This is a genomic window from Microbacterium sp. VKM Ac-2923, assembly GCF_022815605.1.
In the GTDB taxonomy this organism is placed as follows: domain Bacteria; phylum Actinomycetota; class Actinomycetes; order Actinomycetales; family Microbacteriaceae; genus Microbacterium.
The window spans coordinates 100,330-124,857 of record NZ_JALGRP010000006.1; the positions used below are offsets into that span (position 1 = coordinate 100,330).

The 24,528-nt window shown below is 72.2% G+C and carries 23 protein-coding genes and 1 riboswitch; of the genes, 15 read left to right on the plus strand and 8 right to left on the minus strand.

Annotated features, from left to right (window positions below):
• Positions 1-29: 29 nt before the first annotated feature.
• The 8 genes from MT347_RS11600 (at position 30) to thiD (ending at position 8,376) form a co-directional block, all read left to right on the plus strand.
• Complete coding sequence (locus tag MT347_RS11600) at positions 30-1,745, plus strand: D-alanyl-D-alanine carboxypeptidase family protein (RefSeq protein WP_243501296.1); 1,716 nt, start codon at positions 30-32, stop codon at positions 1,743-1,745.
• A gap of 2 nt (positions 1,746-1,747) precedes the next feature.
• Positions 1,748-2,104 carry a GntR family transcriptional regulator gene (locus MT347_RS11605; protein ID WP_243501298.1) on the plus strand — a complete coding sequence of 119 codons (357 nt, stop codon included), beginning with the start codon at positions 1,748-1,750 and terminating at the stop codon, positions 2,102-2,104.
• Positions 2,105-2,491: 387 nt separating this feature from the next.
• On the plus strand, positions 2,492-3,853 hold the full coding sequence (locus tag MT347_RS11610; protein ID WP_243501300.1) for an HNH endonuclease signature motif containing protein: 1,362 nt from the start codon (positions 2,492-2,494) through the stop codon (positions 3,851-3,853).
• A 110-nt stretch (positions 3,854-3,963) separates the two neighbouring features.
• Complete coding sequence (locus MT347_RS11615) at positions 3,964-4,377, plus strand: GNAT family N-acetyltransferase (protein ID WP_243501302.1); 414 nt, start codon at positions 3,964-3,966, stop codon at positions 4,375-4,377.
• Positions 4,378-4,403: 26 nt separating this feature from the next.
• Entirely contained in the window at positions 4,404-5,069 is a 666-nt protein-coding gene (locus MT347_RS11620) for an SDR family oxidoreductase (RefSeq protein ID WP_243501304.1), read from the plus strand.
• 267 nt (positions 5,070-5,336) lie between these two features.
• Positions 5,337-5,428: riboswitch (TPP riboswitch) on the plus strand.
• Positions 5,420-6,265: a hydroxyethylthiazole kinase gene (thiM, locus tag MT347_RS11625; RefSeq protein WP_243501306.1), complete on the plus strand. Its 846-nt coding sequence runs from the start codon at positions 5,420-5,422 to the stop codon at positions 6,263-6,265. Its footprint overlaps the riboswitch before it by 9 nt.
• Positions 6,266-6,268: 3 nt before the next feature.
• Complete coding sequence (thiE, locus tag MT347_RS11630) at positions 6,269-6,913, plus strand: thiamine phosphate synthase (RefSeq protein WP_243501308.1); 645 nt, start codon at positions 6,269-6,271, stop codon at positions 6,911-6,913.
• Positions 6,910-8,376, plus strand: a complete 1,467-nt coding sequence (gene thiD / locus MT347_RS11635; protein WP_243501310.1) for a bifunctional hydroxymethylpyrimidine kinase/phosphomethylpyrimidine kinase — start codon at positions 6,910-6,912, stop codon at positions 8,374-8,376. Before thiE ends, thiD begins: the two co-directional genes overlap by 4 nt.
• A 93-nt stretch (positions 8,377-8,469) precedes the next feature.
• Here the strand turns inward: thiD and MT347_RS11640 are convergent, their stop codons facing one another.
• The 5 genes from MT347_RS11640 to MT347_RS11660 all read right to left on the minus strand — a co-directional run bounded on the left by MT347_RS11640 (position 8,470) and on the right by MT347_RS11660 (position 12,198).
• On the minus strand, positions 8,470-8,652 hold the full coding sequence (locus MT347_RS11640; RefSeq protein ID WP_243501312.1) for a DUF5302 domain-containing protein: 183 nt from the start codon (positions 8,650-8,652) through the stop codon (positions 8,470-8,472).
• A 39-nt stretch (positions 8,653-8,691) separates the two neighbouring features.
• The gene (locus tag MT347_RS11645) at positions 8,692-9,618 is read right to left on the minus strand and encodes a DnaJ domain-containing protein (RefSeq protein ID WP_243501464.1); all 927 of its coding nucleotides are present in this window, start codon (positions 9,616-9,618) and stop codon (positions 8,692-8,694) included.
• 93 nt (positions 9,619-9,711) lie between these two features.
• Positions 9,712-10,293, minus strand: coding sequence for a hypothetical protein (locus tag MT347_RS11650; RefSeq protein ID WP_243501314.1), 582 nt, complete (start codon positions 10,291-10,293; stop codon positions 9,712-9,714).
• Positions 10,290-11,126: an LssY C-terminal domain-containing protein gene (locus MT347_RS11655; protein WP_243501315.1), complete on the minus strand. Its 837-nt coding sequence runs from the start codon at positions 11,124-11,126 to the stop codon at positions 10,290-10,292. Before MT347_RS11655 ends, MT347_RS11650 begins: the two co-directional genes overlap by 4 nt.
• Positions 11,127-11,133: 7 nt before the next feature.
• Positions 11,134-12,198 carry an enoyl-CoA hydratase/isomerase family protein gene (locus tag MT347_RS11660; protein ID WP_243501318.1) on the minus strand — a complete coding sequence of 355 codons (1,065 nt, stop codon included), beginning with the start codon at positions 12,196-12,198 and terminating at the stop codon, positions 11,134-11,136.
• Positions 12,199-12,307: 109 nt separating this feature from the next.
• Between MT347_RS11660 and MT347_RS11665 the strand changes: the two genes are divergently transcribed.
• From MT347_RS11665 to MT347_RS11675, 3 genes are all read left to right on the plus strand, one after another.
• Positions 12,308-13,558: an ABC transporter ATP-binding protein gene (locus MT347_RS11665; RefSeq protein ID WP_243501319.1), complete on the plus strand. Its 1,251-nt coding sequence runs from the start codon at positions 12,308-12,310 to the stop codon at positions 13,556-13,558.
• Positions 13,555-14,373: an ABC transporter permease gene (locus tag MT347_RS11670; protein WP_243501321.1), complete on the plus strand. Its 819-nt coding sequence runs from the start codon at positions 13,555-13,557 to the stop codon at positions 14,371-14,373. Before MT347_RS11665 ends, MT347_RS11670 begins: the two co-directional genes overlap by 4 nt.
• 155 nt (positions 14,374-14,528) lie before the next feature.
• Positions 14,529-15,347, plus strand: a complete 819-nt coding sequence (locus MT347_RS11675; RefSeq protein WP_243501323.1) for a TSUP family transporter — start codon at positions 14,529-14,531, stop codon at positions 15,345-15,347.
• A 169-nt stretch (positions 15,348-15,516) separates the two neighbouring features.
• On the opposite strand, the gene MT347_RS11680 is transcribed toward MT347_RS11675, so the two are convergent.
• Entirely contained in the window at positions 15,517-15,915 is a 399-nt protein-coding gene (locus MT347_RS11680) for a hypothetical protein (RefSeq protein WP_243501325.1), read from the minus strand.
• A 258-nt stretch (positions 15,916-16,173) separates the two neighbouring features.
• On the opposite strand from MT347_RS11680, the gene cofG reads away from it, so the two are divergent.
• The 4 genes from cofG to cofC are packed head-to-tail and all read left to right on the plus strand — an operon-like array spanning position 16,174 to position 21,981.
• Positions 16,174-18,777 carry a 7,8-didemethyl-8-hydroxy-5-deazariboflavin synthase CofG gene (gene cofG, locus MT347_RS11685; protein WP_243501327.1) on the plus strand — a complete coding sequence of 868 codons (2,604 nt, stop codon included), beginning with the start codon at positions 16,174-16,176 and terminating at the stop codon, positions 18,775-18,777.
• Complete coding sequence (locus tag MT347_RS11690) at positions 18,774-20,294, plus strand: NAD(P)/FAD-dependent oxidoreductase (RefSeq protein ID WP_243501330.1); 1,521 nt, start codon at positions 18,774-18,776, stop codon at positions 20,292-20,294. The genes cofG and MT347_RS11690 overlap by 4 nt, the downstream gene beginning before the upstream one ends.
• Positions 20,291-21,301 (plus strand): glucose-6-phosphate dehydrogenase (coenzyme-F420), encoded by a 1,011-nt coding sequence (gene fgd / locus MT347_RS11695; protein WP_243501332.1) that lies wholly within the window; start codon positions 20,291-20,293, stop codon positions 21,299-21,301. Before MT347_RS11690 ends, fgd begins: the two co-directional genes overlap by 4 nt.
• Positions 21,302-21,345: 44 nt before the next feature.
• A complete protein-coding gene (gene cofC / locus MT347_RS11700) occupies positions 21,346-21,981 on the plus strand; it encodes a 2-phospho-L-lactate guanylyltransferase (RefSeq protein ID WP_243501334.1) in 636 nt (211 codons plus the stop codon).
• Between the two features lie 104 nt (positions 21,982-22,085).
• Here the strand turns inward: cofC and cofD are convergent, their stop codons facing one another.
• On the minus strand, positions 22,086-23,051 hold the full coding sequence (gene cofD, locus MT347_RS11705; protein WP_243501336.1) for a 2-phospho-L-lactate transferase: 966 nt from the start codon (positions 23,049-23,051) through the stop codon (positions 22,086-22,088).
• A gap of 53 nt (positions 23,052-23,104) precedes the next feature.
• Positions 23,105-24,445 (minus strand): glutamate-1-semialdehyde 2,1-aminomutase, encoded by a 1,341-nt coding sequence (gene hemL, locus MT347_RS11710; protein WP_243501339.1) that lies wholly within the window; start codon positions 24,443-24,445, stop codon positions 23,105-23,107.
• Positions 24,446-24,528: the final 83 nt, after the last annotated feature.

Sequence of the window (24,528 nt, forward strand, 5' to 3'; positions counted from 1 at the left end):
TAGGGGGATGCGCGGGGTAGCGTGGGCGGGTGCACGAGCAGACCCCGGCGACGCGACGCGACCAGCGCCGCCGCGGAGACGCGGAGACCCCCGGTTTCGCCGCATCGGGCGCCGATGAATCGGATCCGACGGTGTCGACGAGGGATGCCGCAGCTCCCGCCCCCACAGGCGCGATGACCGAGACTCCCGCCACAGGCGCGACGCCCCCTGCTCCCGCGACATCCCCTGCTCTCACGGCACCGCAAGCCATCGCGGCGTCCGCAGCCCCCGCGGCATCCGGTGACCCCGCGGCATCCGACGCCCCCGCGGCATCTGCAGTCCGCGCGGCGTCCCCTGCTGCCGCGGCATCCGCCGCCCCCGCCGCGTCCGGTGCCCCCGCGGCATCCCCTGCTCCTGTGGCATCCGGCGCTCCCGTCTTGATCGGCGCGCTGACGTGGCTCGATCCGGAAGACGCCGGCGATCGGCGTCTCGCTCCCGCTGCCGGCTCGGGCGCCGCCTCGCGCCCCGCGGATCTGCTCGCCGGGCGCCGGCGCCGCATCTTCCGCCCGGCGACGGTGATCCCGCCCGTGCTCATCGTGCTGATCCTCGGCGTGTACGCGGCGGCGACGCTACTGTGGCCGCTCAACGCGGTCGAGCCGAACACCCGCGCGGTCGGTGTCCAGCCCGCCGCGGCCCCCGCCGCAGCGCCCGCCTGGCCGGCCGAGGGTGAAGCGGCCATCGCGATAGACGGCGTCGCCGAGACGCTGTCGACGACGGCGACGGCGCCCGAGTCGATCGCGAGCATCACCAAGGTCGTCACGGCCCTCGTGGTGCTCGACCGGCTGCCCCTCGCGCCCGGCGAGCAGGGACCGTCGTACGCGTTCATCCAGGCCGACAGCGCCGACTACTGGCAGTACCGCGCCCGCGGAGAGTCCTCGCTCGACGTGCCCGTCGACGGCAGCCTCACCGAGCTGCAGATGCTCCAGGGCATGCTGATCGCCTCCGCGAACAACTACGCCCAGCGCCTGGCATCCGATCTCTTCGGCACGGATGCCGAGTTCTCGACCGCCGCCAATCAGTACCTCGTCGAGCGGGGCATCCAGGGCATCACGATCGTCAATCCCACCGGGATCGAGGAGGGCAACACCGCCACTCCGGCCGCTCTGATCGCGCTCGCCGAGCGGGCCCTCGCCAACCCCGTGATCGCTGAGATCGTGCGCACGCCCGAGTTGACGCTGCCCGGCGCGGGCACGTTCAGGAACGGCAACGCGCTGCTCGCCGATCCGGGAATCGTCGGGATCAAGACCGGCACCCTCGACGCGTGGAACCTGCTGACCGCCAAAGACATCACCGTCGGAGACGCCACGATCCGCGCGTACGCCGCGGTGCTCGGCCAGCCCGGGCCCGACACGCGGAACCAAGCCACGCGCGACCTGTTCGCACGTCTCGAGCAGGAGTTGCAACCGACCCCCTCGGTGACCGCGGGCACCGTCATCGGCAAGGTCGAGACACTGTGGAGCGACGACATCGACATCGTCACCGCCGCCGACGCCACGGTGGTGCTCTGGAACGGCGGTGCCGCGAAGACCTCGGCCAGCTTCGACCTCGGCGAGGCGACGGAGCCGGGCTCGACGGTGGGCACCTTCACCACGACGGGTCCGGTTGATGCCGACACGGTCGACGCGCGTCTGGCCGGTGAGATCGAACCGCCCAGCCCCTGGTGGCGTCTCACGCACCCGCTCGACCTCTTCGGCCTGAACGACTGACCATGGACTTCTCGCTGGATGCCGCGTCGGCCACGCCGCCGTTCGAGCAGGTGCGGGCGCAGGTCATCGCCGCCATCGATGACGGCTCGCTCGTCGCCGGGACGCGCCTTCCGCCCGTGCGCGCGTTGGCGACCGATCTCGGACTCGCCGCGAACACCGTCGCCCGGGCCTACAAGGAGCTCGAGGAGGCCGGGTACGTCGAGACCCGCGGTCGCGCCGGCACTATCGTCCGGGGTGGCGACGCGGCCTCGTCGCGCGCGGCGCAGGCGGCTCAGGCGTATGCGGACACGGTCCGACAGCTGGGCGTCACCCCCGCCGACGCGGTCGCGCTCGTGCGGGCCGCGCTGGGTGGGGGCTGAGCCCGCATCGGCGGCAGCACGCCTCGGACTGTCGAGCACGAGGTGGCTGAGCTTGTCGACGCCACCATGCCCACCCGACACAGAGGCGGCCGCTCCTACAGGAGTCACCGAATCCCGCCGACGAGGCACCGTCGCCTGTTGTCGTGGCCGCCACGCGTCACAGCGCAGCGACTGAACTCGCCTAGGGCGCTGGACCCTCGGAACGCCGCCCGACGGACAGGCGCCCGCAGTTCGGAACGCCTGACGAGAGCCGATGCCATCTCGATCGCGCTCGCCGTTCACACCGCGCGGGGCGCCCCTTCTCCCCAGCCGACGCAGCCGTGAACTCATCCCCCGGACGTCCCCTCCGCCCCGTCCGATGTCGGAGGTCGTCGCTAGCATGCACACATGCACATCGACATGGTCCCGGCGCCCCCGCCGGACCCTCCCCCACCTGCCCCACCCCGCCCGTCGCGACCCCTCACCGCGGTGCTCGAGGACGTGCTCTCCGCGGGTGCAGCGCTCGCTGCCGCCGAGGTCGCGCGCACCCGTGCCCTGGCGGAAGCCGGGCATCTCGCCCTCGACGTGATGGCAGACCAGCGCACCACCGCCCGGGCATCGGAGCTGGCGCTACGGGAGGTCGCCTCCGAACTCGCCGCCGCCGAGAACCTCTCCGACCGCACCGCGCAGACCCAGATAGGGCGGGCGATGACCCTCGTCGACGACTACCCCCACACCCTCGCCGCATGGGAGGCGGCAGCGATCACCCGCACCCACGTGCAGGCGATCCTCGACATCGGGGCCCCGCTGCCGGTCGAGGCGCGCGCGGAGTTCGACCTGCTCGCCGTGACCACCGCCGACGGCCTCAGCCCCGGCCGGTTACGCTCCCGCCTGGCGATGCTCGCCGAACGCCTCCACCCCACCACTCTCACCGAACGCCACCACCGCGGCCGCGACACCCGCTGCGTACGCATCGTCCCCGGCGTCGACGGCATGTCCGACCTCGTGGCGACCCTCCCCACCGTCCTCGCCGTCGGCATCTACGACCGCCTCACCCAACAGAGTCGAGCGATCATCGACGCCCGCGGCTCCTCACCAGAATCGGCCACCGACGAACGCACCACCGCCCACCTCCGCGCCGACATCCTCACCGACCTGCTCCTCACCGCCGCCCCCACCGCGGACCCCACCCGCACCGACGACGGCCCCGGCACCCTCGGCACCATCCGCGCCCGCATCCAGGTCATCGTCCCCGCGCTGACCATGCTCGCTCCGGAGAACGAAAACACCGACCCCGCCGAACTCGTCGGCCACGGCCCCCTCGACGCCGACACCGCCCGCACCCTCACCGAGACGACCACCCTCCCCTGGGACCGGGTCATCACCCACCCCGTCACCGGAGCGGTCCTGCACACCGACACCTACCACCGCACCACCGCGATCGACCGGTTCCTCCGCGCCCGCGACCGCCACTGCCGGTGGCCTGGCTGCACCACCCCCGCCACCCGCTGCGAAGTCGACCACACCCACGACCACGCCCTCGGCGGCACAACCACCGTCACCAACCTCGCCCACCTCTGCCAACGCCACCACACCCAGAAACAATTCACCCGCTGGAAAGTGAAACAACTCCCCGCAGGCGTCCTCCACTGGACCAGCCCCACCGGCCGCACCTACACCGACGAACCCCTCCCCTACTCCCCCGCCGCCCGCTTCCTCCCCGACGACCCACCCCCACCCGACCCCGACGAAGGCACCGCACCCTTCTGACTCTTTCCCGCGCATTCCCTCACCAATCTCGCCCGCGCCACGCCATGCCCGCGCTCCGCGTCGCTGAGGCGCTCATCGGTCGTCCGCACACGGCTCGCTACGGTGAGCACATGGCATCCCCGCGTGTGACCACGGACCCCGCCGAGATCGACTTCGACGTCGTGCACCGATGGCTGTCGGAGGACGCGTTCTGGGCGATCGGGCGGAGCCGCGAGACCGTCGATCAGGCCGCCCGCGCGTCGCTCAACTTCGGGGCGGTGGATGCCGACGGAACGCTCGTCGGATACGCCCGTGTCGTCACCGACCACGCGACGTTCGCGTGGGTGTGCGACGTGTACGTCACCCCCGCCGCACGCGGCCGCGGGATCGGACTGCTTCTCACCGAATCGGTCGTCGCCGTACTGCGCCCTCTGAACCTCAAACGAGTGCTCCTGTCGACCGTCGATACGCATGGCCTGTACGAGAAGGTCGGATTCGAGATCCTCCCGAACCCGGAGGGACTCATGCACCTCAGCCGCCCCTGAACCGCACACACCCGTACCCTCGTTGCATGCCTCTCGTCCTGGTCACCGGCGCCGCACGCGCGAACAGCATCGCCGCCGGCATCGTCCCCCGCCTCGAACAAGACGGCTGGGACGTCGTAACCAGCGAACTCGACTCCGGCGACTACCCGTGCGACCTCGCCAGCCCCACGGCGCCGACAGAGCTCATCGAACGTGTATCGAGCGAACGTGGCCCCCTTCAGGCCCTCGTGCTCAGCCACGCCCACGGTGTCGAGTCCGGCATCCTCGACACCACCGCCGAGAGCTTCGACCGCCACGTCGCGGTCAACGCCCGATCGACCCTGCTGACGATCGCCGCGTTCGCCCGGCAGGTCGACAAAACCGGAGGGGCGATCGTCGCCTTCACGAGCGACCACACCACCGGGAACCTCCCATATGGTGCGTCGAAGGCGGCGCTCGATCGCATCGTGATCTCGGCGGCACGCGAACTCGGGCCCCGGAGAATCTCGGCGAACGTCGTCAATCCCGGCCCGATCGACACCGGGTGGATGGATGCCGAGACCCGCGACGCCCTCGCCGGATACCACCCCCTCGGCCGGTTCGGCACACCCCGCGACATCGCCGGCATCACCGCGTTCCTGCTCTCCGACGAGGGCCGCTGGATCAGCGGCCAGCTCCTCCACACCGACGGCGGCTTCTCCGCGCGGTTCTGACGCACGACCGAACCGCGCGCGGCCCGGTGCCGCGACTCATTGCTCCAGCGTTGTGTCACGCACCGCGACGCTCGCGCCCCCTCTCGCCGCCCGCCGGCGCGCTGCGCATCCCCGCACCACCAGTCACAGCGCGCGCCGCCCGCCCCCATGCCGCCCGCTCCCCTGCCGCCCGTCCCCTGCCGCCCGTCCCCTGCCGCCCGTCCCCGCGCCGCCCGCTCCCCGCGCCGCACGCGCCGCGACGCCCGCGCCGGTCGTGCTAGCGTCACCCGCAGTGACACGGGGTGCCCACGAGGGCTGAGAGAACACCCGTTGAACCTGATCTAGCTCGTACTAGCGAAGGGATGTCGCGAATGGTCGTTCGCACGTCGTCGTCTCCGTCCACCCCCGCACCGGCGTGGGAAGCCGACCCCGCCACGGCGCTCGCGCGCCTGCGCGAAACCGCTCCCCTCACGCAGTGCATCACCAACGCGGTGGTGACCAACTTCACCGCGAACGCGCTTCTCGCCCTCGGCGCCGCCCCGGCGATGTGCGACATCCCGGGCGAGGCGGGAATGTTCGCCGGAATCGCCGGCGGCGTGCTCGTCAACCTCGGAACGCCGACCGCCGAACAGCGGGACGCCGCCCGCGAGGCCGTCTCCGTCGGCACGCCCTGGGTGCTCGACCCCGTGGCCGTGGGTGCTCTTCCGATACGCACGGCCTTGGCCCACGAGCTCCTCAAGGCGCGCCCGGCGATCATCCGCGGCAACGCGTCGGAGATCCTCGCCCTGGCCGGAGCCGGCGCCGGCGGACGCGGCGTCGACGCGACCGACGCGGCCGACGACGCCCTCGACGCCGCCCGCTCCCTAGCCGTGCGCACCGGCGGCACCGTCGCCGTCTCGGGCGAGGTGGACCTCATCGTGGATGCCGAGCGCACGGTCCGCGTGCCCGGGGGAAGCGCGCTGCTGACCAAGGTCACCGGCGGCGGCTGCGCACTCGGCGCCGCGATGGCGGCCTTCGCCGCCGTGGCCGAGCCGTTCGAGGCGGCGATCGCGGCGAGCGCGGTGTGGGCCGTGGCGTCGGAGCGGGCGGCATCCGGATCAGCCGGTCCGGGGTCATTCGCCGTCGCCTTCCTCGACGAGCTCTCCGTCATCCGCCCAGAAGACCTCGAAGGCCGGGTGCACGTGCAGACCGCGTCCGGCGCAGAGGCCGGGGCGTAAGCGATGACCGACCTCTCCCTCCACCTCGTCACCGACCACCGGGTCCCCTTCGATCGCCTGCGCGACATCGTCGATCGGGCCGTCGCCGCGGGCGTCACCGTCGTGCAACTGCGCGACAAGCTCGCGACCGGCGCCGAACTCTTCGCCCGCACCCTCGACCTCGCCGACGTGGTCGCGGGGCGATGCGCATTCATCGTCGACGACCGCCTCGACATCGTGCTCGCGGCACGCGACCGCGGCGCCCGGGTCGACGGCATCCACCTCGGCCAGAGCGACCTGCCCGTCGACGCCGCGCGGACCCTGCTCGGCGCCGACGCCGTCGTGGGATGGACCGCGAACACCCCGGCCCACTTCGCGGCAGCCACGGCTCTGCCGGAGGGTACCCTCGATTACCTCGGCGTGGGCGTCATCCGCGCCACCGCCACGAAGCCCGACCATCCGCGCCCGCTCGGTATCGACGGGTTCGCGGAGCTCGCGGCATCCACGGATCTGCCGTGCGTGGCGATCGGCGGGATCGACGTCACCGACGTCGCGGGTCTGCGGGCGGCGGGCGCGGCGGGCGTCGCCGTCGTCTCGGCGGTGTGTGCCGCCGACGATCCGGCCCCGGTCGTCCGAGACCTGCGCGCCGCGTGGGGAGACGTCGCGTGAGCGCCGCAACGGTCGACGGTCGTCCCGCGAGCCCCCGCGTCTTGAGCATCGCCGGCACCGACCCCACCGGCGGCGCGGGAATCCAGGCCGACCTGAAGTCGATCGCGGCCTTCGGCGGCTACGGCATGGCGGCGGTGACCGCGCTCGTGGCGCAGAACACCCTCGGCGTCCGTGAAGTGCACGTGCCACCGACGGCGTTCCTCGACGCGCAACTGCGCGCGGTCAGCGACGACGTCGACATCGACGCGGTGAAGATCGGCATGCTCGGCTCGGCCGAGGTCGTCACCACCGTCGATGCCTGGCTCGCCGAGGTGCGCCCCGCGATCGTCGTGCTCGATCCGGTGATGATCGCGACCAGCGGCGACCGCCTCCTCGACGCCGACGCCGAAGAGGCCGTGCGCGCCCTCTGCCTCCGCGCCGACCTGGTCACCCCGAACCTGCCCGAGCTCGCGGTGCTGGTGGGCGGACCCGTGGCGACCACGTGGGACGACGCCGTCGCGCAGGCCCGCACCCTCGCCACGCGCGCCGGCACCGCCGTGCTGCTCAAAGGCGGGCACCTCGACGGCGACCAGAGCCCGGATGCCATCGTCGACGCCGCCGACGTACACCCGGTGCCCGGCCGCCGCGTCGCCACGCGCCACACCCACGGAACCGGCTGCTCGCTCTCGTCGGCGATGGCGACCCTCGCCGCGCACGGTCTGTCGTGGCCCGAAGCGCTGACCCGCGCGAAGCGCTGGCTCACCGGCGCGCTCGAGAACGCCGAGGCCCTGCACGTCGGCCTCGGCAACGGCCCCATCGACCACCTGCACGAGCTCCGCCCGCACATCGAGCTGGGCCGCTCCTGGAGCGCCGCGCACTGGGACGCCGCCGCACCGACCCGTGCCGACGTCGACGCCTGCGCATTCGTGCGGGGGCTGGCATCCGGGGATCTCGACCGGGACGCCTTCGACTGGTACCTCGGTCAGGACCTGCTGTACCTGCGCGAGTACGCCCGCGTGCTCGCGCGCGCCGCGGCGCTCGCGCCCACCGTCGACGAACAGCGTTTCTGGGCCGCGGCGTCGGTGTCGTGCCTCGAGGAGGAAGCGGCGCTGCACCAGTCGCACGTGGATCCGGCGGGCCTTGCGCCGGCGAGCTCCACGCTCGCCTACACCGACCATCTGCACGCGGCATCGACGACCGGCTCGTACGCGGTGCTGCTGGCCGCGATCCTCCCCTGCTTCGTGCTCTACACCGACATCGGGGCCCGGTGGCGCGGCACGTTCGCCGCCGACCATCCGTACGCCGACTGGCTCACCGCGTACGGCGATGAGGCGTTCGCGGCGTCATCGGCCGAGGCGTCGAAGATCGTGGATGCCGCGGCGGTCACGGCATCCCCCACCACCCGCGCCGCGATGGCCGCGGCCTACACCCGCTCGATGGCCCTGGAGCTGGCTTTCTTCGAGGCCCCGCTGCGCCGAGCGTGACCCCCGCGCGAGTCGCCACGATTCGTCGCTTCGAACGCGGCGTAGCGACACATCTTGGCGACTCACGCGGGGGGCGGGGAGGGGGGGAGGGGGTTAGCCGCTCTTGCGACGGAACTCGCGCTTGGTGACGGCTCCGTGCGTGCCCTGCACCGCGGAGTTTCCGTCGAGGTGCGCTTGACCCGACCGATGCTGTCCGTTCTTCTTCTCGAGCGCTTCCTTGAACTTGCGCTTCATGTCGTCGGATGCCGAGGCATCCGGGGTCTCGTCGGTACTCATAGCCCCACCATAAGCACCGATGCCTCGGCGCGGGAACCGTCAGACGTGCCGCACCCGCTGCTGCAGTCGCGTGCGGATGTCGAACAGCTCGGTTCCGCCGACCTCGCGCGCCCCCGGGATGCCGCGACGCAGCAGCGTGGTCAGCGCGCTGCGGGTGACCAGCGCGACGGGGGTACCGCGCACCTTGCCGAGCTCGGTGACGGCGTCGAGCACGTCGTCGTCGGGCAGCACGACCATCGCCCCGCTGAAGCGCACACCCGCGGCACGGGCGATCACGCGAGCGCGCGACACCAGCTCGGTCACGGGCGAGCCGATGACGTTCGGTCCCGTGATCTCACCTCGACGCACCCCGACCGGGCCGCCGAAGTCCTCGCTGAGCAGGGCGTAGAGCCCACTGGGGCCGAGCACGAGGTGGTCCAGCTTCTGCTCGGGGTCGCGTCCGTCGCGGTCGGCGAACACGTCGTGCCACACCGTGTAGCCCATGCCGAGCTCGGACACGAGTCGCGCGGTCTCCTCCTCGGCGAGCGCGTCGGCGAGGATGTGCCGGATCTCCGGCGGCGCCGAGCGCACCAGCGCGGGATCGTACGGGTCGGCGATGTCGACGCCGCGCCCGACCCACTCGCGGATCAGCCCGAGGTAGCGCTCGCGACGCCACCCGCCGGGCTGACCGTACGCCCGCGCGCGCGGACGGGTGTCGGCGGGACGAGAGGGGGCGGATGCCGGTGACGCGCCGCCCCATTCACCGGTGGTCGTTCCGCGACCCCGGTCGTAGGCGCTGCGGGCATCGGGCGTCCCGACGAGCTCCCACGCGCGCTGCACCTGCACGAACAGGGCGGCGTCGCCGCCGGTGTCGGGGTGCGTCTCGCGCAGGCGCACGCGGTAGGCGCGGCGCAGACCCTCGTCGTCGACGTCGGCCGCGACGCGGAGCACCTCGTATGCCGAAGACGACATGGGGCTGTCGAACACGTGCGTCATCCGTTCTGCCGCCCGGGCGCGCGGCGCCTCTCAGGCTAACCCGCCGCGGCTGTGCGCGGCCCGACCATGCGGGCGCGCGTGCTCTCACGCCGCTCCCGCGGCATCCCCTCGACGACTCCGCCGACGTCTCCCGCGCCCCCTCCGCCCTTCCCTCCGCCGGGCGTACGCTGCCGAATCCCGGCTCGACAGGGCGAGCAGCACGAGGATGTCCAGGCTCAGCGTGATCAGGGTCGTCCGCACGGTGATCACCTGCCCGTACTCCCACCACCCCACGAAACTGGCGCTGATCGACGCCACCGAGATCACCATCACCAGCACCCGCGCGAGATTGCCCCCGAAGAAGATCCGGATGCCGAACACCACCTGCACCGCGCAGATGACGGCGACCACGCCGAGAAAGGCCGCCGTACCCACGCCCAGGTCGGACACGCTCAGATCGAGCGGCTCGTCCGCGTTCCCGCTCGCCGCGCCCGCGATCTCGCGCAGCCACGGCGGGAGGGAGAACGCCACACCTGCCGCCCACAACGCCCCCGCCGCCGCGCGCAGCAGCACGAGCACGCTTCCGGTGACGATGGAGACCGGCCGACGCATCGCCGGATCCGCCGCCGTCGGGTCCAAGGGCGGCTCGAACGCCGCGCGCTTCTCGGGAAGCCGCTCTCCGCTCACGACGCTGACACCCCCGTGCGTGCGGGAAGACGCACCGCGCTCACGTCGATGATCGGCAGGTCGCCGTCCGTGCTGATGCTGTCGCCCCCGCCGTTTCGCGAGTGGTAGCCCGTGGCGAAGTCGCGGATGACGTCGACCTCGACGCCGGACACCGCCCGGACGCTGGCGACGATGTGGTCGCGTTCGATGTCGGTGTCGGCGTCGATGCGGTGCGTTACCTGGAGGGTGAACAGCGACAGCCCCACCGCCCGGTCGAACGTGCCCGCGGCGAGCCAATCGACCCGGCGTCCCCCGGGCAGCAGCCAGCCGTCGGGACACTTCCACAGTCGCACGTGGTGACGCTGGGCGGGAGAACCTGCCACCTCCTGTTGGTAGGCGAGATCCTGCATCCGTCCGAAGAGGTACAGCGGGCTCACGGGGGCGCGCGGGTAGCTGCGGCGGCGGAGGGTCGACACGATGATGCGCCACGACGAACGAAGGCTCACCGGATCGGCAGGAATCCACCCCGACGCCGCCATCACGGCCTCGATGTTCTCGCGAGGACCCTGCAGCGCGAGATTGACCGGGTCGCCGAGCAGGCCGTCGGAGGTGCGGGTGCGTCCCATGAAGTAGTCGGGAACGTAGATCGCCGTGAGGATGCGGTGCAGGCGCGGCAGCGCGAGATAGGCCAGCAGCGCCCAGAATGCGACCGCCATGAGCACACCGCCCCAGCCGAGCGAGAACGACTGGGTGAAGCTGAGGTAAGCCAGCCAGATCGCGGCGACACCGGCGAAGACGAAGAAGAACCCGTCGAGGGCTCGACCGATCGACCAGCGGCGCCGCGACGAAGTCATGTGCTCGTCACCACAACGCGGGGGTGGGCTCGTAGGCGAATGCCTGGGCGACCCGATCGGCGGGCAGATCCTCCAGGCGCGCCGGCGACCAGGAGGGCGAGCGGTCCTTGTCGACGACCTGAGCGCGGATGCCCTCGACGAGGTCCGGCTGCGTCGACGCGAACCACAGCACGAGACCGTACTCCTGCGCGAGCGCGGCCCGGAGCGACGGCAGCTCGCGCGCCCGCCGGACCGCTTCGAGCGTCACGGCCAGCGCGGTCGGTGCCGAAATCGCCAGGACCTCGGCCGCCTCCTGCGCTTCGGGCTCGGGGCGCGAGCGCAGACGATCCAGGATGCCGGGAACGTCGACGGCCGAGAATGCGTCGTCGATCCATTCCCGGGCGTCCTCGAAGCGCGAGGGCTCCGGCGTCTCGTCGAACAGCAGCACCAGCTCGGTGGGGCTCGACGGGTCGGCACGATTCTCCAGCGCCTCGTACAGCGCCTCGAGGTGCGCGGTCGGAACCATGTGGTCGGCGAAGCCGGCGTACAGCGCGTCGGCGGCATCCATCGTCCCGCCCGTCAGGGCGAGGTACTCGCCGAGTCGGCCGGGAGCACGGCCCAGCAGCCACGATCCGCCCACGTCCGGGGTGAAGCCGATGCGCGTCTCGGGCATGGCCAGACGCGAGCGCTCGGTCACGATGCGGATCGCCGCGTGACCCGCCAGGCCGATGCCCCCGCCCATGCACACGCCGTCGGCGATGGCGACGACCGGCTTCTTCGACGTCGCAATGCGGTGGTCGAGGGCGTACTCCTCGCGGAAGAAGGCGTGGATCTCGTCGGTCCGACCGTCGACGACCATCCCGTGCAGCGCCCGCACGTCGCCGCCCGCGCAGAATCCACGATCGCCCGCCCCGTCGAGCAGGATGACGTCGACGTCGGTATCGCGTTCCCAGCGGTCGAGGGTGACGTGCAACGTGCGGATCATGTCGATGTCGAGCGCGTTGATCGCCGACGGACGGTTGAGCGTCAGGTGGCCGAGGCCACCGCGGCCGCCGACCAGGACGCTGTCGTTCTCGGTTCGCTCTGCGTGCACGGTGCCACGTTACACACGCCCTCCGGCGCGTCTCCGCCTTCGGGCGGATACGTTTTCCGCCCCGGATCGGGGAAGATGGGCGGAACGTCTGCCGAAGGAAAGGGGCCCCATGCCCGACGGACAGGTGCTTGAACTGGCCGGCCTCACCAAGCGATTCGGGGCGATCTCTGCCGTCGACGGCCTGACCGCCCGCATAGAACCCGGGCAGGTCACGGGCTTCCTCGGCCCGAACGGCGCGGGCAAGACCACCTCGCTGCGGATGCTGCTCGGGCTCGTCCGCCCCACCTCCGGCACCGCGACGATCGGCGGAAAGCGCTACGCGGACCTCGCGTCGCCGCTGCAGACAGTGGGCGCCGCCCTCGAGGCATCCAGCTTCCACCCCGGTCGCTCGGCCGCGAACCACCTCAAGGTGTACGCGCGCGCTGCGTCGCTGCCGACCACCCGCATCGACGAGGTGCTGGGACTGGTGGGCCTCGCCGACGCCGCGGGACGGCGCGTCGGCGGTTTCTCCCTGGGCATGCGTCAACGCCTGGGACTCGCGACCGCTCTCCTGGGCGACCCGGGCGTCCTCGTCCTCGACGAGCCGTCCAACGGACTCGACCCCGAGGGCATCCGGTGGATGCGCTCGCTCCTGCGTCACCTCGCCGAAGAGGGCCGCACGGTGCTCATCTCCTCGCACCTGCTCGCCGAGGTGCAGCAGACCGTCGACGCGCTGCTGGTCATCTCGCGCGGGCGCCTGGTGTTCCAGGGCGGCATCGAAGACCTCGCCGATCCCGATGAGTACGCCACCGTCGTGGACTCCCCCGACCGCGCCGCGCTCTCGCGCCTGCTGGAGGATCGCGGCATCGACCATCAGCTGCTGCGCAACGGCTTCACGATCCGCCACCACGAACCGGTCGAGATCGGCGCCCTCGCCGCCGGAGCGGGCATCGCGCTGTCGAACCTGCAGAGCCGCGGCGCGAGCCTGGAGGACATCTTCCTCGAACTCGTCAGCGGCGTGCGCGTGCACGCGAGCGCCGGGGCGGTGCCCGCTCCCGTGTCCGACGCGACGCCCGAGGGGCTCCCCGCGGCGGCACCGGCCGCGCTTCACGATCCCGTTCCGGATGCCGGGCGGGTTCCGGATGCCGAGGCTCTCGCACCCGCGCCGATCGTCGGGCCCGAGTCGACGGCATCCAAGGATCTCGGCGACGACGCTCGTCCCTCCGCGGCCCTGGTCGCGGTGATACCCCCGCCCCGGTCGGCACGCCCCGCCGGATCCGCGGCCGAGGACGGCCTTCGCCCCTCGTACTCCGTCGCCTCGACGGGGGTCATCGACATCGTGCCCTCAGCCGCCCCCGACGAGACGGAGGCACCGCGATGAGCCTCGTCGCCGCGACCCGGTCCGAGTACACCAAGCAGTTCACCACCGCCGGGTGGTGGGTGCTCGGCATCGTCCTCATCGCCTACGTCGCCTTCACTTCCGGCGTCCTCGCCCTGGTGTTCGGCGGGGTGGCCTCCGGCCGGCTGACGGGATCCACCGGTCCGGCGATCTCCACCGACGGCATCCCGGCTCTGGTCTACAGCTCGGCGACGGCCGTCGGCTACGTCTTCCCCCTCCTCGTGGGCACGCTGATGGTCACCACGGAGTTCCGCCACAAGACGCTGACGCCGACGTTCCTCGCCACCCCGCGCCGCGGAGTGGTACTCGTGGGCAAGTTCGTCGTCGGCATCGTGGTGGGACTGCTGTACGGCATCCTGGGGTCGGCCGCCTCCCTCGCCGCCGGGGCCGGGGTGCTGAGCATCTTCGGCATCGACACAGAACTCGGCTCCGCCGACACGTGGGAACTGGTCGGACGGATGCTGCTCGCCTTCGCGCTCTGGGCCCTCGTCGGCATCGGCGTCGGCACCGTCGTGCGCAACCAGGTCGCCGCGATCGTGATCGTGCTCGCCGTCACGCTCTTCATCGAGCCGATCGTGCGCACCGCCGGAGGCCTGGTCGAGGGCTTCGCCGGCGTCGTGAAGTGGTTCCCGAGCGCCGCGAGCGACGCCCTCGTCGGACAGACGATCTTCGGCGCCATGGGCAGCGCCGGGGGTGACGCCCTGGAGTGGTGGGCGGGCGGGCTCGTCCTGCTCGCGTACGCCGTGGTGCTCGTCGTCATCGGGCTGCTGACGACCTGGCGTCGCGACATCGACTGAGCCACCCGCCCCACCCACCGGCGGCTTCGACAGGCTCGGCCCCCTGCACGCCGAGGACCCTGAGCGTGTCGAAGGGTCCGGGCCCCCGCACGCCGCGCGCGACCGCCCCGCCGGCCGTCATTTGGTCGCTCACCGCCCAGCGGTGAGAATCAACCGTGCTCGATGGACCGGTGATCGCGGAGTGGCTGCCGGTGTCGGTGGCATCCCTGGTCCTGCTGCTCCTGGCCGCGGGGGTCGCTGGCTGGGTCGACGCGGTCGTCGGCGGCGGCGGGCTCATCCAACTGCCCGCGCTCGTCATCGCCGTGCCGAAAGACGTGGCGACGCCGTTCATCCTCGGCACGAACAAGCTGTCGTCGTTCTTCGGCACGCTGTCGGCCAGCTGGGTCTATCTGCGCCGGGTCCGCGTGCAGCTCGTGCTGCTGATCCCCCTCGTCGCCGGGGCTTACGCGGGGTCGACCGTCGGCGCGGCCCTCTCGCGCTACGTTCCCCGCGAGGTGCTCACCCCGATCGTGCTGGTCGCGGTGATCGCCGTCGCGCTCTACACGCTGTTCAAGCCCACAATGGGCCTCGAGCACACCCCGCGCCACGACCGCACGTCCGCCATCGCCTGGCGTGCGGCGGCGATCGGGCTGCTCGTCGGGTTCTACGACGGCATCCTGGGTCCGGGCACGGGGTCGTTCTTCGTGATCCTCATCGTCGGCGTGCTCGGCTACGGCTTCCTGCAGGCCAGCGCGAACGCCAAGATCGCCAACCTCACCACGAACCTCGCCGCCCTCGCGGTGTACGGCGTGCACGGCGAGATCCTGCTGGTGCTGGGACTGGCGATGGCCGTGATGAACATCACCGGCGGCTTCATCGGAGCGCACATGGCCACGCGCCGGGGCAGCGGGTTCGTGCGGATCGTGTTCCTCGTGACGCTGTCGATCCTGATCGTGAAGCTCGCGTGGGACACCGTGGTGCAGTTCACGAGCTGAGCGCGGGCCTCCTCACCGCATGCCGACCCGCGGGGTGGGGCGTCGTCGCAACCTCCGCGATTCGCACCACCTCAGCCGACACCCCGGCATCCGAGCTGACCCCGTGCGAATGACGGAGAAACCGCCGCCCGAAACACAGGGAGCGTCAACCGTCGCCCGCCTGCGCGCGTCAGGCGACGATGTCGGCGACGTTCTCGGGTTCGGATGCCACGTCGAGCCGCAGCGCCTTGAGCAGCGCAACGCCGTGCTTGGTGGTGAGCACGAGTCGCTCGAACTCGTCGTGCCCGGCGAGGTCGACCACCACGCTGGGCTTGCGCCCACGGATGACGACGAAGTCGTTGCCGCCCGCCGACTTCCACGTGCCCATGCCGACGGCGACGGGCAGGTTGATCCCGGGGTTGGGGACGCCGCGCAACCACGTCCACGCGTCGTCGGTGAGCTGCACGCGCTCGATGTGCTCACGCGGGACGACGATGTTCGATCTCCGGAAGGACATCGCCCGCTCGGTCGGCGAGAGCACGACCTCGAGCTGCGTCGAATCGAGCAGCAGGGTCACCATGGCATCCATCCTGCCAGCGCGCGCGGGTGCTCACCGGCGTCGCACCTCACGAGAGCGCAACGATCGTCTGCGACGGTGGGCGAGGCACCGGCGACCCCCGCGGACGGCGAAGCGCGAGAACAGGGGCCGCCCCGAGAACGCGAGAATCTCCGCGAAGCGCCCCGTGCTCGTCACATCGACTGGTCTCGCGACGCTCTCGGCTGAGCCGCCACACCCGGACGATCCGACACCGGCCCCGATGTCGGGGGCGGGGGATAGCCTGGAGCGATGAGTACGGGCAGCGCTGCGCCGCGAGTCGCACCGGCCCGGGGCACCTTGATCGACGACCTCTTGTCGCGCGTCGCGGCGGGCCACCGACCTGACGTCGATGAGACCGAAGAGCTGCTCCTCGCTCCTCTTGAGCTGCTTCTTCCCGCGGCATCCTCCCTGCGCGACGACGGGCTCGCCCGCGCCGATCGTCCGCGCGTCATCACCTACTCGCGCAAGGTGTTCGTGCCGCTCACGACCCTGTGCCGCGACCGCTGCCACTACTGCGTCTTCGTCGACACCCCCGGCCAGCTCGACCTGCTGCGCAAGCCCGCGTACATGAACCCCGAGCAGGTGCTCGCCGTCGTCCGACAGGGGCAGGCGCTCGGCTGCAAAGAGGCGCTGCTCACCCTCGGCGACCGCCCCGAGGAGCGCTGGCCCGAGGCGCGCGCCTGGCTCGACGCGCACGGCTGGGCCTCCACCATCGAGTACGTCGCCTTCATCGCCTGGCTCATCACCGCCGAGACGGGCATGCTCGTACATGCCAACCCCGGGGTGATGCACCCCGACGAGCTCGCCGCGCTCCGCCCGGTCTCGCCGTCGATGGGAATGATGCTCGAGACGACGTCGAGGCGACTGTACGAAGAGCCCGGCCAGGTCCACTTCGGCTCGCCCGACAAAGACCCCGCGCTGCGGCTGAAGGTGATCGACGACGCCGGGGCCGCCGGCATCCCGTTCACCACCGGCATCCTCGTCGGCATCGGTGAGACGGTGCGCGACCGCGCCGAGTCGCTCGTCGCCCTTCGCGACCTCGATGACCGCCACGGGCACGTGCAGGAGGTGATCGTGCAGAACTTCCGCGCGAAGCCCCGCACTGCCATGCAGGGCGTACCGGATGCCGACATGCGCGACTATCTCGCCGCGGTCGCCGTCGCGCGGTTGGTGTTCGGCCCCGACATGCGTATCCAGGTGCCGCCCAATCTGTCCGACCCGCGCGAGCTGAGCCTGCTGATCGAGGCCGGCGCCGACGACTGGGGCGGGGTGTCTCCCCTCACCGCCGACCACGTCAATCCGGAGCGTCCCTGGCCGCAGATCGACGACCTCGCCGTCCACACGGCCGCCAGCGGGTTCGTGCTGCGCGAGCGGCTGACCGCGCATCCCGAGTTCGTCCGGGATGCCGACCAGTGGATCGACCCGGCCCTGCACACCGCCCTGCGGGCCCTGGCGGATGCCGATGGTCTCGCGGCCGACGTGACACCGATCGGTGCCGGCGGTCCCGCGGCGGGCGCAGAACCTGCCGCGAGGGCCGGCGCGGGAGCAGACCCCGCGGGCGGAGGAGCTCTCACCCCGCGAACGGGTTCCGGCGCGGCAGCAAGCCCGGCGGCGGGAGGAGATCCCGCGACGGGAGGACCCCACGCCCCCACCGCATCCTCCGCTCCCGGAAACTCCTCCGCTCACCGCGCGGCGCGCACCGCCGCGAGACCCCCCTCCGCAGGAGCGGACCCGGCACCCGGCGCCGATCCCGGCGTCCGGCGCCTCGCCGAACAGGCGGCATCCGCCCCCCTCGCCCTCGACGACGCCGACTGGGTGCGCCTGCTGCGGGCCACCGGCTCCGAGCTCGACGACCTCACCGCCGTCGCCGACAACGCGCGCCGCTACACCGTCGGCGAGCCGATCACGCTCGTGCAGAACCGCAACCTCACCTCGACGGGATTCCGCCGCGCAGGCCGCACCGCCCCGGGCGAGTTCGACCTCGACGACGCCACCGCCATCGCCGCGGATGCCGCAGCGCTCGGCGCCACCGAGATCTGCATCCAGGGTGCGCTCCGCGGTGACGAAGACCCCGTCGGGTATCTCGACCTCGTGCGGGCCGTGAAGCGCGGGGCTCCCGGCATCCACGTGCACGCCTACCGCCCCCTCGACGTCCGCGATCTCGCCGAGCGCGGGGGCCTCGGGCTCGGCGGAGCTCTCGCGGCGATGCGCGAGGCGGGCGTCGACACCGTGCCGGGGACGGGTGTGAAGGTCCTCAGCGAGCGTGTGCGCGCCCTCGTCGCCCCGGGCGACCTCGAGGTCGACCGGTGGGTCGAGGCCATCACGGCGGCCCACCGCGCCGGCTTCCGCTCGACCTCGGTGCTGTTCTACGGTCACGTCGAGACCGCCGAGGAGCGCGTCGCGCACGTGCGGCGCCTGCGCGACATCCAGGCCGACACCCGCGGCTTCGCCGAGTTCGTGCCCATCCCCCTCCCCGGCGGCGACGTGCCCCTCGTGGCGGGTCGGGCGCCGATCGACGAGCACCGCGCAATGGTCGCCGTGTCGCGGCTCATGCTCTCGGGCAGCATCTCGCACGTGCAGATCCCGTGGACGCGCGTCGGACGCGAGACTGCCGGCGTGCTGCTGCGCTCGGGCGGCGACGACCTCGGCGGCACCCTGTACGACGGGCGGGTCCTTCCCGACGCGGGCATCGAGCAGGGCCTGGAGCTTCCGGTCGCCGCGGCCGAGCGCATCGCGCGCAGCCTGATGCGACCGTTCCGGCTGCGCACCACCGACTACCGGGTCACCACCCCGTACGTCGTGACCAGCGGGGGAACCCGGTTCCCCCCGTCCGCCGGCGGGCCCCGGGCATGAGGATCATCGACGTTGCGATCGTCGGTGCCGGCTTCGCCGGACTCGCCATGTCCGGCGCCTTGCGCCGGGCCGGACGCGACGACATCGTCGTTCTCGAACGCGCCGACGACGTCGGGGGCACCTGGCGCGACAACACCTACCCGGGCGTCGCGTGCGACGTGCCCGCGCACCTGTACAGCCTGGCGGCCCACCCGAACGCCGGCTGGTCGCGCACCTTCGCATCGGGCAGCGAGATCCAGTCATACCTCCGCGGCGTCGCCGCCCGCGAGGGCCTCGGCGATCGGCTGCGGCTGCGAACGCCCCTCCTCGGAGCCGAATGGGATGCCGACGACGCGGTCTGGCGCATCGACACGGGGGCTGCGCCCGTCGTCGCCCGCTCGCTCGTGCTGGCGTGCGGACGCCTCACCGAGCCGCATGTCCCCGGCGTCCCGGGCCTGGAATCCTTCGACGGCCCGATCTTCCACACCGCGCGCTGGGACCACGACGTCGATCTCACCGGCCAGCGCGTCGCGGTCGTCGGCACCGGAGCCAGCGCCGTGCAGCTCGTGCCCGAGCTCGCCCGTCGCGGCGCCCACGTGACGCTGTTCCAGCGCACGCCCGCGTGGATCGTCCCCCGTGGGGGCGGCGACATCGCCGACGCCGACCGAGAGCACCTCGCCGCGAACCCGGGCGCACTCGCCCGACTGCGCGCCGACCTCTACGCCGAGGGCGAGCAGCGTTTCGCCTCACGCTCGGGTGACGCCGCGGCATCCGCCGCCGCTCGAGCCGTGGCCCTCGAACACCTGCACGCGCAGGTCGCCGATCCGGAGCTGCGCGCAGCCCTCACCCCCGACTACGCCTTCGGCTGCAAGCGCGTGCTGCTGTCGGACGCCTTCTATCCGGCTGTGGCCTCGGATGCCGTGACCCTCGAGCCCACGGCTCTGGCCGCGATCGACGGCTCGACGCTGACCGCCGCGAGCGGGCGCATCCACGACGCGGACGTCCTCGTGCTTGCGACCGGGTTCGCCTCGACGCAGCAGCCCTACGCCGACCTCGTCCGCGGTGAGGACGCGACGCTCGCCGCGCACTGGTCGCGGGGCATGACGTCGTTCGGCTCGACGGTGGTGGCCGGCTTCCCCAATCTGTTCGTCCTGAACGGCCCGAACGCGAGCCTCGGCCACAACTCCGCCGTCCTCATGGCCGAGGAGCAGTCCGCGTACGTCGTGCGCGCGCTCTGCGAGCGCGACCGCCGCCCCGAACCCGTGCTGCGCGTGCGGCCCGAGGCCGAGGCGGCCTACACCGACGAGATCGCCGCGGCCGCGGCATCCACCCCGTGGCTGACCGGCGGGTGCCGCAACTGGTACGTCGACGACCGCTCAGGACGACTGACCCTGCTGTGGCCCGGCACCGTACGGGCGTTCCACGAGCGACTGGCGGGCGCGGACGGGTCGGAGTTCGAGCCCGCACCCACCGCCGTGGCGACTGAGCCCGTCGAAGCCCCCCACCCCTCCACCCCCATGCCTAGGAGAAACCGATGACCGTTCCCTTGCGTTTCGGATACAAGGCCTCGAGCGAGCAGTTCGGCCCGAACGAGCTGCTCGACTTCGGCGTGCTGGCAGAAAAGATGGGCTTCGACTCCGTCTTCCTCTCCGACCACCTGCAGCCCTGGATGCACGACGGCGGGCACGCCCCCAACGCCCTCCCCTGGCTCGGTGCCCTGGGCGCCCGGACCGAGCGCGTGATCATCGGCACGAGCGTGCTGACCCCCACGTTCCGGTACCACCCCGGGGTGATTGCGCAGGTGTTCGCGACCCTCGGCGTGATGTACCCGGGTCGGGTGGTGCTCGGCGTCGGCACCGGCGAGGCCCTCAACGAGGTCACCCTCGGCCTCGAGTGGCCCGAGCCGCCCGAGCGCTTCCAGCGTCTCAAAGAGGCGATCACGATCATCAACGAGCTGTGGTCGGGCGAGCGGGTCACCTACGAGGGCACCTATTACTCGGTGAAGGATGCCACCATCTACGACCGCCCCGCGCAGAAGGTGCCGATCTACATCGGAGCCTCCGGCCCCGCCGCCACACGCTTGGCCGGACGCATCGCCGAGGGGTACATCACCACGAGCGGCAAGGATCCCTCCCTCTATACCGACACGCTCCTCCCCGCGCTCGACGACGGCCTGTCGAAGGCCGGGCGCACGCGCGACGACGTCGACACGCTCATGGAGGTGAAGGTGTCGTACCACCCCGACCATGACACCGCTCTCGAGAACACCCGCTTCTGGGCACCGCTCGCTCTCAGCGCCGACGAGAAGATGAGCGTGCACGACCCCCTCGAGATGCAGCGCCTCGCCGCCGAACTTCCCATCGAGCGGGTGGCATCGCGGTTCATCGTCTCGACCGACCCTGACGAGCACGTCGAGCGCATCGCCCGCTACGTAGATCTGGGCTTCCGCCACCTCGTGTTCCACGACCCCGGACACGACCAGGAGGAGTTCCTCCGCATGTACGGCGAAGAGATCCTGCCCCGCCTGCGCGCGCGCTTCGCCTGAGCGCCCACCCGGCGATGTCGCGGGTTCGGCGCACAATGGAAGCGATGAACACCCCTGACGCTGCCGGATGGACGATCATCATCCCGGTCAAACCTGCCGCCGTGGGCAAGTCGCGCTTGAGCGATGTCGGGACCGATCGCGAGGCCCTCGCGCGCGCCATCGCCCTCGACACCATCGCCGCGGCCGCCGCGGCCGCCCTTGTCGCCCGGGTCATCGTCGTCACCGACGACGCGGGTGTTCGGGCGGAGCTGCGTCGCGCGCGCAACATCGACGTGATCCCCGAGGGCGACACCCGCGGCCTCGACGCCGCCATCGCACTGGGCGCCGCTGCGGCCGGCCAGGACACTCCGCGCGCCGCGCTGCTCGGCGACCTCCCCGCCCTGCGCGCCGCCGATCTCGACCTCGCGCTGGAGCTCGCGGCATCCGTCGAGCGGGGTCTGGTTCCGGATGCCGAGGCCTCCGGCTCGACCCTCGTCACCGCCCGTGCGGGGGCGGTGTGGGTCTCAGCGTTCGGTGAGGACTCCGCCGGTCGCCACCGCCTCCTCGGCTGCACCGTCCTCGCCGTCGAGCGCGACTCGACGCTCCGCCGCGACGTCGATACCGCCGCGCAGCTGTCGGAGGCCGTGGCCCTGGGCGTCGGCCCGCGGACGTCCGCGGTACTCGCCGCCGCCGCGGCCTGACCGGGACGCTCCCCCGCCGCACGCGATACCCGCAGAATCGCCGCTTCCTCGCAGATCACGGCCACCCAGATGCGAGCATCCCGCGGATGTGCGGCCGAGCGCGCTCAGGCGCCGAGCGCCGCCTCCGCGATCGCCGCCGACGTCTCCTCGTCGCGCATCCACAGCGGCGCGACCACGGCACGGATCCCCGCAGCCTCCACCTCGGGCGCGGCATCCGCGTCCTCCTCCGCGAGCAGCCACGCGTCCAACACACCGCCTGTTGACCGCGCCGCGTAATGCTGCGCCACCGCGGCGGCGGTCGTCTCCACGCCGATCGCGGTCAGGCACACATCGGCCATCCCCCGCACGACGCGCCCGCCGATGATCGGCGAGACCCCGACGACCCGGGCCGAGGTCGCCCGCAACGCCTCGCGGATTCCGGGAACCGCGAGAATCGGCCCGATCGAGACGACGGGGTTCGACGGTGCGAGCAGCACCACGTCGGCCGTCGCGATGGCATCCGTCACTCCCGGAGCCGGCACGGCATCCGCGATTCCGGGGTTCTCGAACGCGCGCGGGACGAGCTTCGCGCGGTGCCGCGTCCACCACTCCTGGAAGTGCAGGCGCCCCCCGTCCTCGAGCAGCACGTGCGTGTCGACCTCGGTGTCGGTCATGGGCAACAGACGGATGCCGAGCGGCCACCGGTCCGCCATGCGGGCGAGCACCTGGGTGGGGGTGAGACCCTCGCGCAGCCACCCGGTGCGCGCCAGGTGGGTGCCGAGGTCGAGGTCGCCCAGGGTGAACCAGGGCCAGCCGGCGCCCCATGCCTGTAGCTCCTCGTTGACGCGCTCGGTGTCGCCCGCGCGACCCCATCCGCGCACGGTGTCGTTCTGCCCCGCCAGCGCGTAGGTGATCGAGTCGACGTCGGGCTGCAGCCGCACGCCCGAGAGCCAGAGATCGTCGCCGGTGTTGACCACGACGGTGGCCTCGGGCACGCCCACCCGACGGAGCGCCGCCCGCACGCCGAGCGTGAACTTCGCTCCCCCGACTCCACCGGCGAGCACGACGACACGGGGCTGAGAAGGACGCATCCCTCCAGTCTCGCACCCGGCCCGGCTCGCCCGCCTTCGCCCGCGTCGCGGCGCTACTGCGCGAGCAGCGTCGGATCCAGCGCCTCCGCCGCGGCCTTGGCGGCGCCCGGCAGCGCGCCGAGAACGTGCTCGAGCGCGGCATCGTCGTGCGCGGCGGTGAGGAACCACGCCTCGAACACGCTCGGGGGCAGCGAGACACCGGCATCCAGCATCGAATGGAAGAACGACGCGTAGCGGTAGGACTGCTGCGTGAGCGCCGTGGCGTAGTCGAGCGGTACTTCGGGCAGGAAGGCGACACCGAAGAGCGACCCCGCGCGCGGAACGGCGTGCACGACCCCCTCGGCCGTCAGCGCGGCGTCGAGCGCATCGGCGACACGGGTGGCGGCGGCGTCCACGGCCGCGTAGACCTCGGGGGTCGCCAAGCGCAGCGTCGCCAGGCCCGCGGCGACCGACAGCGGGTTCCCCGACAGCGTTCCCGCCTGGTACACCGGGCCGAGCGGCGCGAGGTGGTCCATGATCTCGGCGCGGCCCGCGAGCGCCGCCAGCGGCATCCCCCCGCCGACGACCTTGCCGTAGGTGAGGATGTCGGGCAGGTACGTCTCGCCCCGCGAGGCCTGCAAACCCCAGAAACCGGCGGAGTGCACGCGGAAGCCGGTGAGCACCTCATCCATGATGAGCAGGGCGCCGTGGCCGTGCGCGATGTCGGCGAGCGCGGCGTTGAAGCCGGGCAGCGGCGGTACGACGCCCATGTTGGCCGAGGCCGCCTCTACGATGATCGCGGCGATGTTCTCGCCGTGCACCGCGAACACCTCGCGCACCGCGTCGAGGTCGTTGTAGGGCAGCACGAGCGTCTGCGCGGCGATGGGGGCGGGAACGCCCGCCGAGCCGGGGAGGGCGAGCGTGGCGACGCCGGAGCCGGCGGCGGCCAGCAGCCCGTCGGAGTGCCCGTGGTAGTGCCCGGCGAACTTGATGAGCAGGTCGCGGCCCGTGACGCCGCGAGCCAGACGGATGGCCGTCATCGTGGCCTCGGTGCCGGTCGAGACCAGGCGCACCTTCTCGATGGGCTTCAGCTCACCCACCTGCACGCGATGCGCGATGAGGTCGGCCAGCTCCACCTCGGCCCCCGTGGGCGCACCGAACGACAGACCCCGGGATGCCGCAGCCCGCACCGCCTCGACCACCTCGGGATGCGCGTGACCGAGCAATGCCGGACCCCATGACGCGACGAGGTCGACGTACTCCCGCCCCGCGGCATCCGTGATCCGGGCGCCGGACGCCGACTGCACGAACCGCGGCGTTCCGCCCACGGAGCCGTACGCGCGCACGGGCGAGTTCACCCCGCCCGGGATAACGTCCTTGGCACGGGCGAACCACTGGTCGTTGAGGTCTGTCATATGTCTATTTTCCCCACTGCACGCGCGCGAGTCGCCAAGATCGGTCGCTTCCGCGGACAGCGAAGCGACACATCTTGGCGACT

Excerpts from the sequence above, each read along its gene's own strand:
- MT347_RS11605 (WP_243501298.1), top strand. The coding sequence starts at position 1,748 with ATGGACTTCTCGCTGGATGCCGCGTCGGCCACGCCGCCGTTCGAGCAG.
- MT347_RS11610 (WP_243501300.1), top strand. The coding sequence starts at position 2,492 with ATGCACATCGACATGGTCCCGGCGCCCCCGCCGGACCCTCCCCCACCT.
- MT347_RS11615 (WP_243501302.1), top strand. The coding sequence starts at position 3,964 with ATGGCATCCCCGCGTGTGACCACGGACCCCGCCGAGATCGACTTCGAC.
- MT347_RS11620 (WP_243501304.1), top strand. The coding sequence starts at position 4,404 with ATGCCTCTCGTCCTGGTCACCGGCGCCGCACGCGCGAACAGCATCGCC.
- thiM (WP_243501306.1), top strand. The coding sequence starts at position 5,420 with ATGGTCGTTCGCACGTCGTCGTCTCCGTCCACCCCCGCACCGGCGTGG.
- thiE (WP_243501308.1), top strand. The coding sequence starts at position 6,269 with ATGACCGACCTCTCCCTCCACCTCGTCACCGACCACCGGGTCCCCTTC.
- MT347_RS11640 (WP_243501312.1), bottom strand. The coding sequence starts at position 8,652 with ATGAGTACCGACGAGACCCCGGATGCCTCGGCATCCGACGACATGAAG.
- MT347_RS11655 (WP_243501315.1), bottom strand. The coding sequence starts at position 11,126 with ATGACTTCGTCGCGGCGCCGCTGGTCGATCGGTCGAGCCCTCGACGGG.
- MT347_RS11665 (WP_243501319.1), top strand. The coding sequence starts at position 12,308 with ATGCCCGACGGACAGGTGCTTGAACTGGCCGGCCTCACCAAGCGATTC.
- MT347_RS11670 (WP_243501321.1), top strand. The coding sequence starts at position 13,555 with ATGAGCCTCGTCGCCGCGACCCGGTCCGAGTACACCAAGCAGTTCACC.
- MT347_RS11680 (WP_243501325.1), bottom strand. The coding sequence starts at position 15,915 with ATGGATGCCATGGTGACCCTGCTGCTCGATTCGACGCAGCTCGAGGTC.
- cofG (WP_243501327.1), top strand. The coding sequence starts at position 16,174 with ATGAGTACGGGCAGCGCTGCGCCGCGAGTCGCACCGGCCCGGGGCACC.
- MT347_RS11690 (WP_243501330.1), top strand. The coding sequence starts at position 18,774 with ATGAGGATCATCGACGTTGCGATCGTCGGTGCCGGCTTCGCCGGACTC.
- fgd (WP_243501332.1), top strand. The coding sequence starts at position 20,291 with ATGACCGTTCCCTTGCGTTTCGGATACAAGGCCTCGAGCGAGCAGTTC.
- cofC (WP_243501334.1), top strand. The coding sequence starts at position 21,346 with ATGAACACCCCTGACGCTGCCGGATGGACGATCATCATCCCGGTCAAA.
- cofD (WP_243501336.1), bottom strand. The coding sequence starts at position 23,051 with ATGCGTCCTTCTCAGCCCCGTGTCGTCGTGCTCGCCGGTGGAGTCGGG.
- hemL (WP_243501339.1), bottom strand. The coding sequence starts at position 24,445 with ATGACAGACCTCAACGACCAGTGGTTCGCCCGTGCCAAGGACGTTATC.